This is a genomic window from Couchioplanes azureus (genome assembly GCF_014648355.1).
GTDB classification, from domain to species: domain Bacteria; phylum Actinomycetota; class Actinomycetes; order Mycobacteriales; family Micromonosporaceae; genus Actinoplanes; species Actinoplanes azureus.
The window spans coordinates 776,602-791,191 of the sequence record NZ_BMQY01000002.1 but is presented as its reverse complement, the minus strand read 5'-3'; the positions used below and the strand labels follow the sequence as shown (position 1 = coordinate 791,191).

General features: G+C 74.3%; 11 protein-coding genes. 10 read left to right on the top strand and 1 reads right to left on the bottom strand.

Annotation, left to right across the window (positions count from 1 at the left end; translation table 11 throughout):
* The first annotated feature begins 48 nt into the window (after positions 1 to 48).
* Positions 49 to 843, top strand: coding sequence for an inositol monophosphatase family protein (locus IEY99_RS10620; protein WP_189201868.1), 795 nt, complete (start codon positions 49 to 51; stop codon positions 841 to 843).
* On the opposite strand, the gene IEY99_RS10615 is transcribed toward IEY99_RS10620, so the two are convergent.
* Entirely contained in the window at positions 840 to 1,649 is an 810-nt protein-coding gene (locus IEY99_RS10615; protein ID WP_189201866.1) for an SDR family NAD(P)-dependent oxidoreductase, read from the bottom strand. The genes IEY99_RS10620 and IEY99_RS10615 overlap by 4 nt on opposite strands.
* 1,193 nt (positions 1,650 to 2,842) lie before the next feature.
* Between IEY99_RS10615 and IEY99_RS10610 the strand changes: the two genes are divergently transcribed.
* From IEY99_RS10610 to IEY99_RS10570, 9 genes are all read left to right on the top strand, one after another.
* A complete protein-coding gene (locus IEY99_RS10610) occupies positions 2,843 to 3,385 on the top strand; it encodes an SAV_6107 family HEPN domain-containing protein (protein ID WP_189201864.1) in 543 nt (180 codons plus the stop codon).
* A gap of 844 nt (positions 3,386 to 4,229) precedes the next feature.
* Positions 4,230 to 4,982, top strand: a complete 753-nt coding sequence (imuA', locus tag IEY99_RS10605; protein ID WP_377747984.1) for a DnaE2-dependent mutagenesis accessory factor ImuA' — start codon at positions 4,230 to 4,232, stop codon at positions 4,980 to 4,982.
* Positions 4,979 to 6,772, top strand: coding sequence for a DNA polymerase Y family protein (locus IEY99_RS10600; protein WP_189201863.1), 1,794 nt, complete (start codon positions 4,979 to 4,981; stop codon positions 6,770 to 6,772). The genes imuA' and IEY99_RS10600 overlap by 4 nt, the downstream gene beginning before the upstream one ends.
* 9 nt (positions 6,773 to 6,781) lie before the next feature.
* Complete coding sequence (locus IEY99_RS10595) at positions 6,782 to 10,129, top strand: error-prone DNA polymerase (RefSeq protein ID WP_189201861.1); 3,348 nt, start codon at positions 6,782 to 6,784, stop codon at positions 10,127 to 10,129.
* Between the two features lie 88 nt (positions 10,130 to 10,217).
* Positions 10,218 to 10,613 (top strand): SSI family serine proteinase inhibitor, encoded by a 396-nt coding sequence (locus IEY99_RS10590; protein ID WP_189201860.1) that lies wholly within the window; start codon positions 10,218 to 10,220, stop codon positions 10,611 to 10,613.
* Positions 10,614 to 10,785: 172 nt separating this feature from the next.
* Complete coding sequence (locus tag IEY99_RS10585) at positions 10,786 to 11,532, top strand: methyltransferase domain-containing protein (protein WP_189201858.1); 747 nt, start codon at positions 10,786 to 10,788, stop codon at positions 11,530 to 11,532.
* A complete protein-coding gene (locus IEY99_RS10580; RefSeq protein ID WP_229798444.1) occupies positions 11,529 to 12,692 on the top strand; it encodes an alkaline phosphatase family protein in 1,164 nt (387 codons plus the stop codon). Before IEY99_RS10585 ends, IEY99_RS10580 begins: the two co-directional genes overlap by 4 nt.
* A 36-nt stretch (positions 12,693 to 12,728) precedes the next feature.
* Positions 12,729 to 14,024: a DNA polymerase IV gene (locus tag IEY99_RS10575; protein ID WP_189201857.1), complete on the top strand. Its 1,296-nt coding sequence runs from the start codon at positions 12,729 to 12,731 to the stop codon at positions 14,022 to 14,024.
* 93 nt (positions 14,025 to 14,117) lie between these two features.
* On the top strand, positions 14,118 to 14,504 hold the full coding sequence (locus IEY99_RS10570) for an SCO2097 family morphological protein (RefSeq protein WP_189201855.1): 387 nt from the start codon (positions 14,118 to 14,120) through the stop codon (positions 14,502 to 14,504).
* Positions 14,505 to 14,590: the final 86 nt, after the last annotated feature.

The following is a 14,590-nucleotide window of genomic DNA, read 5'->3' as shown; positions in this document are numbered from 1 at the left end:
TCTTTATCGTCGGTCCATGCCGATCACGATCTCCGTCCGGAACGCACGATGATCACGGATGTGGAGCTGGCGATCGCGGCGGCGCAGGCGGGGGCCGGCGTCGTCCTCCGCGCGTACGGCTCGGCGCTGACCCGCTTCGCCAAGTCCGCCGGCGACTTCGCCACCTCCGCCGACGTCGAGGCCGAGCAGGTCATCGTCGACGTGCTGCGCGCCGCCCGCCCCGGCGACGCCGTCACCGGAGAGGAGAGCGGCCGTACCGGCGGACCGGGCACCGAGCGGATGTGGCTCGTCGACCCGCTCTGCGGCACCCGCAACTTCGCGGCCCGCACCATGCTGGTCGCCGTGAACGTCGCCCTGCGCACCGGCTCGGAGATCACCGCGGCGGCGTCCGCCGACCCGTTCTCCGGCGAGGTCTTCTGGACCGACGGCACCGCCGCCCGGGTACGCCGCGACGGCGCCGACGAGCCGCTCACCCCGTCGGCGGAGTCGCTGCTGGTGGACCTCAACCTCGACCCGCCGTTCCCCAACGCGCCCCGCTTCCGGGCGGCGGACCTGCTCGCCGACCCCCGCTTCGGGCAGCGGTTCGGGCCGCGGGTGGTGTCCAGCACCCTCGCCGTGGCCTGGGTCGCCGCCGGCCGGCGCGCCGCGTACGTCACCGACGGCCGGCTGCGCGACAGCGTCCACTTCGCCGCCGGGATCGCGCTGTGCCAGGCGGCGGGCTGCGTGGTCACCGGGATCGACGGACAGCCGCTGCACACCGGGGCCGGCGGGCTGGTGGTGGCGGCGGACCACGAGACGCACGCCGCCCTGCGGGAACTGCTGGACGGCTCGGCCGCCGGCTAGATGCCGACCGCCTTGGCGCTCGTCTCCCAGAGCCGGGAGGCGAGCGCCGGATCGGCCAGCCGCCGGTCCGGCGCGGTGACCTCGCGCCCGACGTAGTACGCGCCGTTGCGCAGCTCGGCCGCGGACGCGGTCGCCAGCCACGCCAGCAGCGCGCCCGCCTTCTGCGGGGTGGTCAGGAACGGGGCGGCCCGGTAGAAGAACCGCGTCACCGGGCCCACGCCGAAGTTCGTGCGCACCACGCCCGGATGGAAGGCCACCGACAGGACGTCCGGCCAGCGCCGGGCCGCCTCCGCGGTGAAGAGGATGTTGGCCGCCTTGCTCGCGGCGTAGGCCCGCCAGCCGCCCCACGACGCCGGGTCGCCGGCGAGGTCGTCGGGATCGAGCCCGTCCGGCTGGTGCCGCCGGGAGGCGGTGTTCACCACCCGGCCGCCGCGCAGCCGCTCGCGCAGCAGGTGGGTCAGGAGAAAGGGCGAGAGGTGGTTGCCCGCCAGGGTCGCCTCGAAGCCGTCCACCGTCTTGCGGTACGCCCCCAGCATGCCGCCGGCGTTGTTCGCGAGGACGTCGATCGCCGGGTACGTCTCCAGCAGACGGTCCGCGAGCCGCCGTACCTCGTCCAGGGACTCGAAGTCCGCCCGGAACTCGCCCGGCTCGGGGCCGGTCGCCGCCGCCCGGACCGCCGCCGTCGCCGCGCGCAACCGGCCGGGATCACGCCCGACGACGACCACCTGGTCGCCCTGCGCGGCCAGCTCCGTCGCGGCGGCCAGCCCTACCCCGGAACTCGCCCCGGTGACCACGATCGTGCGCATGTCCCGTCCCTTCGCCGCGGGGTACGGATGGGGGTGCCGTACCCGTATGCATCCTGACAACCGATACGCCCGGAATCAACGAACCGGCCGTCCGCACGGTCCACCCCCGACGCGCCCTCCCCGCACCACCGCCGCCCTCCCCGCACCACCGCCGCCCTCCCCGCACCACCGCCGCCCTCCCCGCACCACCGCCGCCCTTCCCGCGCCACCGCCGCCCTTCCCGCGCCACCGCCACCCTTCCGCGTCCCGTCCTTTCTCGCCTCCGCGCCTTGCGTCCCCTCTCGCCTCCGGTGCCCGCGTCCCTGCTCACCTCCGGTGTCTCGCGTCCTTCTCGCCTCGGCCCCGTTCCTTCTCGCTCTCCCGTGTCGCTGTCTTTCTCGCCGCCTCGGTGCGTGACGTCGCTCTTCTCGGCGTTGCTTTTTTGTCGGAGGGGAGTGTTACTCTCTCCGGTAGTTAGAACGAGTGTTCGATTAAGTCGAACGGTTGTTCCCTGCCGGTCGCACCCGGTCGGGTGGCTGTCCCCTCCGGGCAGGCGCCCACCACCGGCCGGCGCGGGAACGGCTTTCCGGACCGATCGGGCACCCGGGCTGACTGATCGGGAGGCCGCGTTCGCGGCGCGGCTCCCGGGTGTGGCGCCCGCGAAGCGCCGCACGCAAGGTCCGGGCATTCGCGGGTCCGGGCCTGCACCAGGCAGGACCGTCGTCCGCCGCCCTCGACCCCCGGGCGGCGGACGACGGACCCCGCCGGCGAAGTCCGGCCGGGTGTGGTGTGGGGAAGCTTCACACCCGGCCGGCAGCGCCACCCCGCTGTGCCTTCCTCCGCAGCGACGGTTCGACCAGCACGTCGGATGCGATACACGCGAGGAGAGACCCATGGTGAGCAACCCGGCACCGGGCGCGAGAGCACCCGTCCCGCCGCCGAGCCCCCCGGATACCGGCGTCTCCGACCCCGGCTTCCCGGAGTCCGGTCTGCCGGAGCCCGGCTCGTCCGATCCCGGCTCGTCCGATCCCGGCTCGTCCGATCCCGGCTTGCCGGCCCGTGCTCCGTCGGCCCGTGGCTTGCCGGCCCATGCTCGGTCGGCCCATGCTCGGTCGGCTCGTGGCTTGCCGGCCCGTGGTCCGTCGGGGCCGGCCACGCGAGAGCCGGGTCTGTCGGTGCCGGGCACGCCGGATCCTGGGCTGGCGGTGCCGGGCATGCCGGATCCTGGGCTGCCGGAGGCGCGTTCGCCGCGGACCGGTGTGTCGCGGTCCGGTCCGCCGGAGCCACAGTCGTTCGGCCTGGCGCACGCCCCCACGGCGGGGACGCAGGCGGCTCCGACGATTCCCGCCAACCTCCTGCCGCACCGCACCCCGGCCCAACTGCTCGCGATCGCCCGCCAAGGCCTGGTCGAGGCGGCCCGCACCCGCCCCGACGGGCTGCGCTACGCGGCGGCCCACCTGGCCGCCCTCCGAGCCGCCGCCGCGGTCCTCGCCGCCCGCGCCAGACCGGCCGCCCCCAGCCGCCGCAACCGCGTGACCAGCGTCTGGTCGCTCCTGGTCCTGGTGGCCCCCGAGTTCGGCGACTGGGCCAACTACTTCGCCCTGGGCGCCGCCAAACGAGCGGCGGCGGAGGCCGGCATTCCCCGAGTGGTGACCACCCGGGAGGCGGACGACCTGCTGAGAGCGGCGGAGACCTTCGTGTCCCTGGTGCAGTCGGCACTCGGCCTCGCCTTTCAGCCCACCCTCGAAGCCGCCTAGCCGGCCACCCGGCTAACCGCCCTGCCTGGCCCGCACCCCCAGCCGTTGCAGCGCCTCGCCTGGCTGATGTGCTGCAACAGCTCGCCCTGGCGGTGTGTTCTCGCCCTGGCGGTGTGTTGTGGCAGTTCGCCTGGCTGGTGTGTTGCGGCAGTTCGCCTGGCGGTGTGTCGCGGCGACGCTGATCGTTGCCTGGCCGTCCACTTGCCGGTCGGCCGGTCGCTGCCTGCCACCGCCTGGCCGTGTGCTGGCTGGCCGTCGCCACCCGGTCATGCGCTCGCCGGCCGTCGCTGCCGGACGGCGCGCTGCCGGCTGGTCGCTTCGAGGTCGTGTGCTTGCTTGCCGTCGCCTTCCTGGCCGCGCGCTTGCTGACCGTCCACTTTCCTGGTCGGCCACTTGCCTGCTCGTCCAGGTGCTGACGGTCTGACGCGGGCCGGCTTGCCGGCCGGCCGACCGACTACTGATCTTTGGTGAATGTGTACAGCGGGGCGGGACGATGGCCGGGCGCATGATCGGTGGGGCTGCGGCTCTTGCCGACCTGGTGCGTCCTGCCGGCGAGATCGTCGAGAGCGGGATGCACCGGGTGCTGCCGGTACTTCCCGCGTTGGGGGGATTGCTGCCCGGGCGGGGGCTTCGCCGGGGCAGCACCGTCGCGATCGGACTTCCTTCCGGCTCCGGCCTCCCGAGGGACCGGGCCTCCGGTCCTTCCCACCGCTCGGAGCACGGCTGGAAGCACGGAACCGGCCCTGCACACGGTGCCGGACCCGGCCCCGGCCCCGCACGGTCCGGCTCGTCGCAGAAGCGGCAGCTTCCCCTGTCTTTCGCCGATGCCGGCGCGGGAGCCGCTGTGGGCAGTGGAGCAGGCGCCGCAGCGGTGGCCAGGGCGGGTGCCTCCACAGCTGCGATGGCCAGGGTGGGTGCCTCCGCAGGCGCCGGCGTCTCGGTGGGGACGGGAGGTGGGAATACCTCTCTTCTGCTTGCTCTTCTCGCCGCTGCCTCCCGTGCCGGATCGTGGTGTGCCGTGGTGGGTGTTCCGGCGCTCGGGGTGCTTGCGGCCGCCGAGAGCGGGATTGCTCTCGAGCGGCTGGCTCTGGTGCCGAACCCGGGCCCCGAGTGGCCGACCGTGGTCGCCGCGCTCATCGACGGGGTCGATGTCGTGGTCGTCGCCGTTCCCGGGTCTGTCTCCGCCTCCGTCGCCAGCCGGCTCGTCGCCCGGGCTCGGCAGCGGGGGTGTGTGCTCGTGCCATACGGGCGGTGGGACGGGGCCGACGTCACCCTGCAGGTCACCCGGGGGCGTTGGGAGGGGCTCGGCGCGGGGCGGGGGCGGTTGCGGCGGCGGGAGGTCACCGTGGTCGCCCGGGGGCGGGGGGCTGCCGCTCGGCCCAAGGAGCTGACCATGTGGATGCCCGGGATCCCCGCAACACCCGTGCCCGGGCCGTCCGCGTCCGCCCGGCCTGCGTCCGTCTCACCCACGTCGTCCGCGTCCGGGAGGGCCGCGTCCGGGTCGCTGGTGTCTTGGCCGGTGGGGGTCGACTCGTGCTCGGCCCGGGAGGGTGGGCCGTCGGCCGGGGTGCGGGTGTCCATCGTGGAGTCGACGTGAGTGCCGCTTCGGGGCCTCGTACCTTGCTGGTCTGGTGCCCGGACTGGCCGGTCGTCGCCGCTGAGATCGTGGAGGGGGTTTCCGCTGCCGGGCCGGTTGTCGTGTTGCGGGGCAACCGGGTTGTCGCCTGTTCGGAGGCGGCCCGGGCCGAGGGGGTGCGGCGGGGGCTGCGGCGGCGGGAGGCCCAGGGGCGTTGTCCTCAGCTCGTCGTCGTCGAGGACGATCCGAGGCGGGACGCCCGGGCCTTCGAGCCGGTGGTCGCCGCCGTCGAGGAGGTTGCCGTCGGGGTCGAGGTGGTGCGACCCGGTGCCTGTGCACTGGCCGCGCGGGGGCCTTCGCGCTACTTCGGGGGTGAGGAGCGGGCCGCCGAGCGGATCGTCGAGCAGGTGGCGCAGGCCTGTGCCGTCGAGAGCCAGGTGGGCATCGCCGACGGGGTGTTCGCCGCCGGGCTGGCCGCTCGGGCCGGGCGGATCGTCGCCCCCGGGCGTACCCGGGAGTTTCTCGCCTCGGTGACCATCGAGGCGCTGGAGCGGCCCGCGCTGGCCGACCTGTTGCGCCGGCTCGGGGTGGCGACGCTGGGTGACTTCGCCGCGCTGCCCGCCTCCGACGTGCTGAGCCGGTTCGGGTTCGACGGGGCGCTCGCGCACCGGCTCGCCGCCGGGCTCGACCATCGGCCGCTCGCCGTCCGGCAGCCGCCGCCCGACCTCGAGGTGTCCGGCACGTACGACGAGCCGCTCGAACGGGTCGACGTCGCCGCGTTCGCCGGGCGGGCGCTGGCCGAGCGGCTGCACGACCGGCTCGCCGCGCACGGTCTGGCCTGCACCCGGCTGGGCATCGAGGCGGTCACCGCCGACGGCCAGGAACTGCACCGGGTGTGGCGCCACGACGGGATGCTCACCGCCGCGGCCATCGCCGAACGGGTGCGCTGGCAGCTCGACGGCTGGCTGACCGGCGCCCGCCGCGGCGCGCCCGTCCGGCCGACCGCGGGCCTGGTCCGGCTCCGGCTGGTGCCCGACGGCGTCCTCGTCCACCTGGGACTCCAGCCCGGCCTGTGGGGTGACGCGGGCGCGGAACGGGAGCGGGCGCACCGGGCGCTGAGCCGGATCCAGGGTCTGCTCGGCCCCGAGTCGGTGCTCACCGCGGTGGCCGGCGGTGGCCGGTCCGCCGACGACCGGGTGCGGTTCGTGCCGTGGGGTGACGAGCGGGAGCCGGCCCGGCCGGGCTCCTCGCCGGTGCCGATGCCGACCTTCGTGGCAGTCGCTGACGGAGAAGTGGAACAAATAAGGGAAAGAGAAAATATCCCGCATATGGGAGATATCGAACAAATCGAGAAGCCAGGAGAGGGAGGGCAGCCAGGAGAGGGAGGGCAGCCAGGAGAGAGAGGGCAGCCAGGGCAGAGGGGACAACTAGGGGAGGGAGGAAAGGGAGGGAAAGGTACGGGGAGGAAGGCCCGGAAGGATGACCGTCCACCGTGGCCGGGCCGTATCCCCGCGCCCTCGCCCGCGCTGGTCCTGCCGCTGCCCGCGCCCGCCGTGGTGCTGGACGGGACGGGTACGCCGGTCGCCGTCAGCGCCCGCCTCGAACTGAGCGGCGACCCGGCCGTCCTGATGATCGGTGACGAGCCCGCCGAGATCACCGGGTGGGCCGGGCCGTGGCCGGTGGACGAGCGGTGGTGGGCGCCGGCCGAGTCGCGCCGCCGGGCCCGGTTCCAGATGGCCGTCGCGGACGGGCGGGCGTTCCTGCTGTCCCTGTCGTCGGGGCATTGGGCGATCGAGGCGATCTACGACTAGGGGTACGTGATGGGCTTCCACAATCCGCCGAAGCCGTGGGGTGAGCTGGAGAGCGCCCTCACCGGCCGGGCCAGGCGGCATCTGCACGTCGTCGACCCGCTCGCCGTCGACGGTGACGGCGGCGACTCGCCTGCCTGGAGCCGCAAGCGGCAGCCGTACGAGGCGCCCGCCCTGATCCGCACCCGGCCCGAGGAGCGGTACGCCGAGCTGCACTGCCACACCAACTTCAGCTTCCTGGACGGTGCGAGCCATCCGGAGGAGCTCGCCGAGGAGGCGGTGCGGCTGGGGCTCACCGGGCTCGCCGTCACCGACCACGACGGCTTCTACGGGGTGGTGCGGTTCTCGCAGGCCGCCCGCGAGCTCGGCCTGCCCACGATCTTCGGCGCCGAGCTCTCCCTGGACCTGTCGAAGCCGCAGAACGGTGCGGCCGACCCGGAGGGCCGGCATCTGCTCGCCCTCGCGCACGGGCCGGAGGGCTACGCCCGCCTCGCCCGGACGATCTCCCGCGGCCAGCTCGACGGCGCGGAGAAGGGCAAACCGGCGTACGGGGACCTCGAGCAGATCGCCGAGGTGCTGCGCGACCACGTGCTGGTGCTGACCGGATGCCGCAAGGGCAGCGTCCCGCGGGCCCTCGCCGCCGAGGGGCCGCGCGGCGCGGCGCGCGAGCTGGACCGGCTGGTCGGCCTCTTCGGCGCCGGCAACGTCGCCGTCGAGCTGACCGACCACGGCGACCCGTACGACGGCGACCGCAACGACGCCCTGTACGACCTGGCGCAGAGCCGCCGGCTGGAGGTGGTCGCCACCAACAACGTGCACTACGCGACCCCGGGCCGGCGCCGGCTGGCCACGGCGCTGGCCGCGGTCCGGGCCCGGCGCAGCCTCGACGAGATCGACGGCTGGCTGCCCGCGGCCGGCGCCGCCCACCTGCGCAGCGGGGCCGAGATGAAGCGGCGGTTCGCGGCGTACCCGGGTGCGGTGGAGAACGCCGCGATGTTCGGCGACGATCTCGCCTTCGACCTGCAGCTGGTCGCGCCGCGGCTGCCGGCCTTCGCCATCCCGGAGCCGGGGCACACCGAGATGAGCTGGCTGCGGGAGCTGACCATGCGCGGCGCCCGGGAGCGGTACGGGCCGCCGCAGGCGCATCCGAAGGCGTACGCGCAGCTCGAGCACGAGCTGCGGATGATCGAGGAGCTGGATTTCCCCGGCTACTTCCTGGTGGTGTACGACATCGTGCGGTTCTGCCGCGAGAAGAACATCTACTGCCAGGGGCGGGGCTCGGCGGCGAACTCCGCGGTCTGCTACGCGCTGCGCATCACCAATGTGGACGCCGTCGAGTACGACCTGCTCTTCGAGCGGTTCCTGGCGCCGGAGCGGGACGGCCCGCCGGACATCGACGTGGACATCGAGTCGGACCGGCGCGAGGAGGTGATCCAGTACGTGTACGACAAGCACGGCCGGGAGCACACCGCGCAGGTCGCCAACGTGATCTCGTACCGTCCGCGTTCCGCCGTACGCGACATGGCCAAGGCCTTCGGTTTCTCGCCCGGGCAGCAGGACGCGTGGAGCAAGCAGATCGACCGGTGGGGCAGCGTCGCGGCCGTCGACGTGGAGGACATCCCGGAGCAGGTGGTCGCGTTCGCGAACGAGGTGCAGGACTTTCCACGGCACCTGGGCATCCACTCGGGCGGCATGGTGATCTGCGACCGGCCGATCATCGAGGTGTGCCCGGTGGAGTGGGGGCGGATGCCGGGGCGCACGGTGCTGCAGTGGGACAAGGACGACTGCGCGGCGGTCGACCTGGTCAAGTTCGACCTGCTCGGCCTGGGGATGCTGTCGGCCCTGCACTATGCGTACGACATGATCGAGTCCGATCTGGATCTCGGCACCATGCGGCTCGACGATCCCGAGGTCTACGCGATGTTGTGCCGCGCCGATTCCGTCGGGGTCTTCCAGGTGGAAAGCCGGGCGCAGATGGCCACCCTGCCCCGGCTCAAGCCGGACAAATTCTACGATCTGGTCATCGAGGTCGCGCTGATCCGTCCGGGGCCGATCCAAGGTGGATCTGTTCATCCTTATATACGGCGAAAAAACGGACTCGAGGAGCCGTCGGTTCCGCATCCGCTCATGGCCAACGCGCTCGCCAAGACGCTCGGTGTGCCGCTGTTCCAGGAGCAGCTGATGCAGCTCGCGATCGACGTGGCGGGGTTCGACCCGGCCGAGGCGGATCAGCTGCGGCGGGCCATGGGGTCGAAGCGGTCGATGGAGAAGATGGAGCGGATCAAGAAGCGGCTCTACGAGGGGATGGCGGCGCGCGGGATCACCGGAGATCTCGCCGACGACCTGTTCCTGAAGCTGTCCGCGTTCGCCAGCTACGGCTTCCCGGAGAGCCACGCCATGAGCTTCGCCTTTCTCGTGTACGCGAGCGCCTGGCTGAAGCGCTATCACCCGGCCGCCTTCTGCGCGGCCCTGCTCAACGCCCAGCCGATGGGCTTCTACTCGCCGCAGTCGCTGGTGGACGACGCCCGCCGGCACGGGGTCGAGGTCCGCCGGCCGGACATCAACCTCAGCGACGCCGCGGCGACGCTGGAGTCCACGGCGACCACCCGGTGGGGCTCGGCGCCCGGGGAGCCGCCGCACGCGTGGGGACTGGGCGGGCCGGCCGTACGGATGGGGCTGTCGAGTGTCCGTACCCTCGGCGAGGAGATGGCGAAGACCGTCGAGGAGGAGCGCCGTGCGCACGGCCCGTACCGGGACATGGCGGATCTCGCCCGCCGGACCGGATGCGCGACCGCCCACCTGGAGGCCCTCGCCACCTCCGACGCCTTCGCGGGTTTCGGGCTGTCCCGCCGGGAGGCGCTGTGGGCGGCCGGGGCCGCCGCCCAGGACCGGCCGGACCGCCTGCCGGGCACGGTCACCGGCACCGACGCGCCCACGCTGCCCGGCATGGGCGAGGTGGACAAGCTGGTCGCCGACGTGTGGGCGACGGGCCTGTCCCCGGACGCGCACCCCGCGCAGTTCCTCCGCGAGGAGCTGACCCGCCGGGGCGCGCTGCCGATCGCGCGGCTCGGCCGCGTCGAGGCCGGCACCCGCATCCGGGCCGGCGGCATCGTCACCCACCGGCAGCGGCCGGCGACCGCGGGCGGGGTCACCTTCGTCAACCTGGAGGACGAGACCGGGATGCTCAACGTCACCTGCTCGCCGGGGTTGTGGCAGCGCTACCGGCGGGTGGCCCGGACCAGTACGGCGCTGGTGGTGCGGGGGCGGCTGGAGAAGGTGGAGGGAGTGCTGAACCTGGTCGCGGACCGGCTCGACGCGCTCACCCCGCCGGTCACGCCCGCGTCCCGCGACTTCCGCTGAACGGACACTATATTTCCGTTCTGCGTGTACCGCACCTTTTGGGGCGTACACCGGATGCGCAGGAAACGCACGACGGGGGAGCGACATCATGATCCGTACCATCGGCCTGTCCGCCGTCCTGGTCCTCGCCGGCCTCACCGCCGCCAGCCCGGCTTCCGCCGCGGACGCGGCCCCGGCGGCCGCGAAGAAGAGCGAGCTGACCCTGAGCTATATGGCCGACGCGGGCTTCGCCGCCGCGGTCGTGCTGCGCTGCAACCCGACCGGCGGCGCGCATCCGAAGAAGGGCAGGGCGTGCGCGGCGCTGGCCAGGGCCGGCGGCGACCCGGCGCGGATCAGGCCCGTCCCCGGCGTGTGCACGATGGAGTACGCGCCGATCACCGCCGAGATCACCGGCCGGTGGAAGGGCGCCAAGGTCGACTGGACGCGGCAGTTCGGCAATCCCTGCGAGATGCACCTCGCGACCGGAGTCGTCCTGGCCTTCTGAGACCCGGCGTCCATGGTCCGCCGGTGCCCGGCGTCCATGGTCCGCCGGTGCCCGGCGTCCATGGTCCGCCGGTGCCCGGCGTCCATGGTCCGCCGGTGCCCGGCGTCCGACACCGGGGGTGACCGGCCCGGCGCGGCGTCCTCGGCGAGCCGCCGGCCGATACGCTGCGCGTGTGGACACCGCACCGACGCGCAGCCCCCGACCACCCGTCACCCCGCGCACGGCCGCCGTCTGGGCCGTACTCCGCCGCGAGCTCGAGCGCCACGCCGGCCGGGAGCTGACCGTGGTCGACGTGGGCGGCGGGACGGGAGGCTTCGCCGTACCGCTGGCCGAGGCCGGGCACCGGGTCACGGTCGTCGACGCCAGCCCGGACGCGCTCGCCGCCCTCACCCGGCGCGCCGCCGACGCGGGCGTCGCCGACCGGGTCCGCGCCGTCCAGGGCGACGGTGACGCGCTCGCCGGGCTGGTCGCGCCGGGCAGCGCCGACCTCATCCTGTGCCATGCCGTGCTCGAGGTCGTCGACGACCCGGCGGACGTGGTCGCCGCCGTCGCGGCGGCGCTGCGGCCCGGGGGAGCGGTCAGCCTGCTGGTCGCCGGGCGGGCCGCCGCGGTGCTCGGCCGGGCCTTCAACGGTCATCTCGACGCGGCGTCCGCGTTGCTCGACGACCCCGACGGCCGCGCCGGCGGGCGCGACACACTGCGCCGGCGCTACGACGTGGAGACCGCCGAGGCGCTGCTCACGGCGGCGGGGCTCACGGTCGAGGAGACCCGGGGCGTACGGGTCCTGGCGGACCTCCTGCCCGCCGCGGTGGTGGAGGCGGACCCGCGGACCATGCTCGATCTGGAGCTGGCACTGTCCGCCCGGCCGCCGTTCCGCGACATCGCCGCCCAGCTCCACGTCTTCGCGCGCCGCCCGTGACGTCCTCTCTGCCGCCCTGCGGACCGCAGGGTGAGTCCGCGCTCGGGGTGGTGCGGCCCGCCTACGGTTCCGGCAGCCTCGCCGAGCTGCTGCCGAGCGCGATGGCCGTGCTCGGGGTGCCCGGTGCCACGGACGTGCTGGGGCTCGGCGAGGTGCTCGGCGGCGTCGACCGCATCGCGGTGCTGCTGGTCGACGGGCTGGGGGCGTACCAGATCCCGGTCGCGGCGCCGCACGCGCCGATTCTGACGCAGCTGCCCGGCCGGACGCTCACCTCCGGTTTTCCCTCGACCACACCGGTCAGCCTGGTCACCCTCGGCACCGGCGCGCCGCCCGGTGCGCACGGCGTCCTGGGCTTCACGGTGCGGCGCCCGGACGGCGGCGTGCTCAACCACATCGCCTGGGGCGCCGACCCGGACCCGGCCGTCTGGCAGCCGGTCCCGACGCGGTTCGAGGCGGCGGCCGCCGCCGGCACGCGCACCGCGCTGGTCACCAAGGCCGAGTTCGAGGGCACCGGGCTGACCGTCGCGGCCTACCGCGGCGCGACGTTCACCGGGGCCGGTGACCCGCACGCCCTCGCCACCGCCATGCTGGCCGCGCTGGCCGAGCCCGGCCTCGTGTACGGCTACCACCCCGACCTCGACCACCACGGGCATGCCTCGGGCATCGACTCCGATCCGTGGCGGGCCGCCGCGACGACCGTCGGCGAGCTGGTCGGGCGCCTGGCCGAGGGGCTGCCACCGGGCGCCGCCCTGCTGGTCACGGCCGACCACGGGCAGCTCGACATTCCCGCGCACACCCGCGTCGACCTGGCCGCCAATCCGGCCTTGAGCGCCGGGATCGCCGGGGTCGCCGGGGAGCCCCGGGTCCGCTACCTCCACGTCACCGACGGCGCGGTGGCCGACGTCGTGGCGGCGTACCGCGCGGTGCTCGGCACGTCGGCGTGGGTGCTCACCCGCCAGGAGGCCGTCGAGAGCGGTCTCTACGGCCCGGTGCCGCCGGATCACCTCGGGCGCATCGGGGACGTGGTGGTGGTGTGCCTCGACCACACCGTCGTGCTGGCCGGCGGATGGGAGCCGCCGACGGTCGGCCGGCTGGTGGCCTACCACGGCTCCGTCACCGCCACGGAGATGACGGTTCCCCTGCTCAGCTTCGCTGCCTGAGGCGTTCTTGTCGGACCCCCTGTCTAGTCTGCTGCCGTGGGACGCAGTCAGGCGATCGGGCAGGGGCGTGACCCGCGGTTCGGCCCGGACGCCGACGACGCGGGGTGCACGATCCTGCACGTCGACATGGACGCGTTCTTCGCCTCGGTCGAGGTGCGCCGGCGGCCCGAGCTGCGGGGACGGCCCGTCGTGGTGGGCGGGGCGGGCCCGCGCGGCGTGGTCAGCTCCGCGAGCTACGAGGCCCGGCGCTTCGGCGTGCGCAGCGCGATGCCGGGCCTGCGGGCGCGGGCGCTGTGCCCGCAGGCCGTGTTCCTGCCGCCCGACTTCGGCGCCTACTCGGCCGCCTCCGAGGCGGTCATGCGGATCTTCCGCGACGTGACCCCGCTGGTCGAGCCCCTCTCGCTGGACGAGGCGTTCCTCGACGTGGCCGGCGCGCAGCGGCTGCTCGGGCGCCCGGCGGAGATCGCCCGGTCGATCCGCCGGCGGGTCCTCGCGGAGCAGCGGCTGACCTGCTCGGTGGGGGTCGCCCCGAGCAAGTTCGTCGCCAAGCTCGGCTCGGCCCGGGCCAAGCCCGACGGCATGACGGTCGTCCCGGCCGGCGAGGTCCTGGAGTTTGTGCACCCGCTGCCCGTGGGCGCGCTGTGGGGCGTGGGCGAGAAGGCGGCCGCGCAGCTGCACCGGCTCGGGCTGACGACGGTCGGCGACCTGGCCCGCGCGCCGGCGGGCATGCTGCGCGCGGCGCTCGGGGAGGCGTCCGCCGCCCACCTGCACGAGCTGGCCTGGGGCCGCGACCCGCGCCGGGTGGTCGCCGAGCGCGAGGAGAAGTCGATCGGTGCCGAGCTCACCTACGATACCGACGTCACCGACCCGGCCACGATCCGGCGCAGCCTGCTCGCGCTCTCCGACAAGGTCGGCGCCCGGCTGCGGGCGAGCGGCAACGTCGGGCGGACGGTGTCCATAAAGATCCGGCTCGCCGACTTTCGCACGGTCAGCCGCTCACGCACGATGCGGACGACCACCGATGTGGCACGCGAGATCTTCGAGGTCTCGCTCGCGCTGTTCCAGGCGCTGCGCCCGGGCGAGCCGATCCGGCTGGTCGGCGTCCGGGTCGAGGGTCTGGCCGCCGCGGCGACCGCATCGCGGCAGCTCACGCTGGGTGAGCCGGAGCGCGGCTGGCGCGAGGCGGAGGCCGCAGCCGACGCGGCGGCGGCCCGGTTCGGCCGCTCCATCGTCGGACCGGCCAGTCTTTTGGGACGAACCGATCTCCGCCGGACTGAAAATCACCCGCACTCGACGGTCGTCCCGCTTTCCGACCCGCCAACCCCCTCGTAGACTTGCGGGTAAGGCAGCCGGTCGGCTGCCTCGCACCATCGGCCCGCCCGCACCAACGCCGGGGGGCCGGACATGCGCCCGGGGAGGAATGCCGTGCCGCTCTCGGAGCACGAGCAGCGGCTGTTCGATCAGATCGAGCGGTCGCTTGCCGAGGACCCCAAGTTCGCCTCGGCTGTGCGAAACAGTGACCCGCGCTTCCACGCCCGGCGCCGGCTGGTCGCCGGGGCGTTCGTGATCGCCTTGGGTCTCGCACTGGTTGTCTACGGCACCGTGAGCAGCAATACGCCGCTCGGCGTGGCCGGTTTCGTGGTCATGCTGTCCGCGGCCGCGTTCGCGATGCAGACCCGCCGCAAGGGACAGGCACCCGACCTGCACGCCGTCGGCGGCACCGCCACCCGCCGCACCCGGCAGACGCGCAAGGCGGGCCTCATCGACCGGCTCGAGGACCGCTGGCGTCAGCGCCCGGAGGGCCACCGCTAGCCCGGCGACCCACGGCGACACGATGGCGGCCACCCGGCCGCCATCGCCATATCCGCGCCTCGACGCGGCCCGCCACCCGGTCCAGG

What these genes read in the sequence shown, in the direction of transcription:
- IEY99_RS10615 (WP_189201866.1), bottom strand. Translation starts at nt 1,649, where the DNA reads ATGCGCACGATCGTGGTCACCGGGGCGAGTTCCGGGGTAGGGCTGGCC.
- IEY99_RS10620 (WP_189201868.1), top strand. Translation starts at nt 49, where the DNA reads ATGATCACGGATGTGGAGCTGGCGATCGCGGCGGCGCAGGCGGGGGCC.
- IEY99_RS10590 (WP_189201860.1), top strand. Translation starts at nt 10,218, where the DNA reads ATGATCCGTACCATCGGCCTGTCCGCCGTCCTGGTCCTCGCCGGCCTC.
- IEY99_RS10610 (WP_189201864.1), top strand. Translation starts at nt 2,843, where the DNA reads ATGCCGGATCCTGGGCTGCCGGAGGCGCGTTCGCCGCGGACCGGTGTG.
- IEY99_RS10595 (WP_189201861.1), top strand. Translation starts at nt 6,782, where the DNA reads ATGGGCTTCCACAATCCGCCGAAGCCGTGGGGTGAGCTGGAGAGCGCC.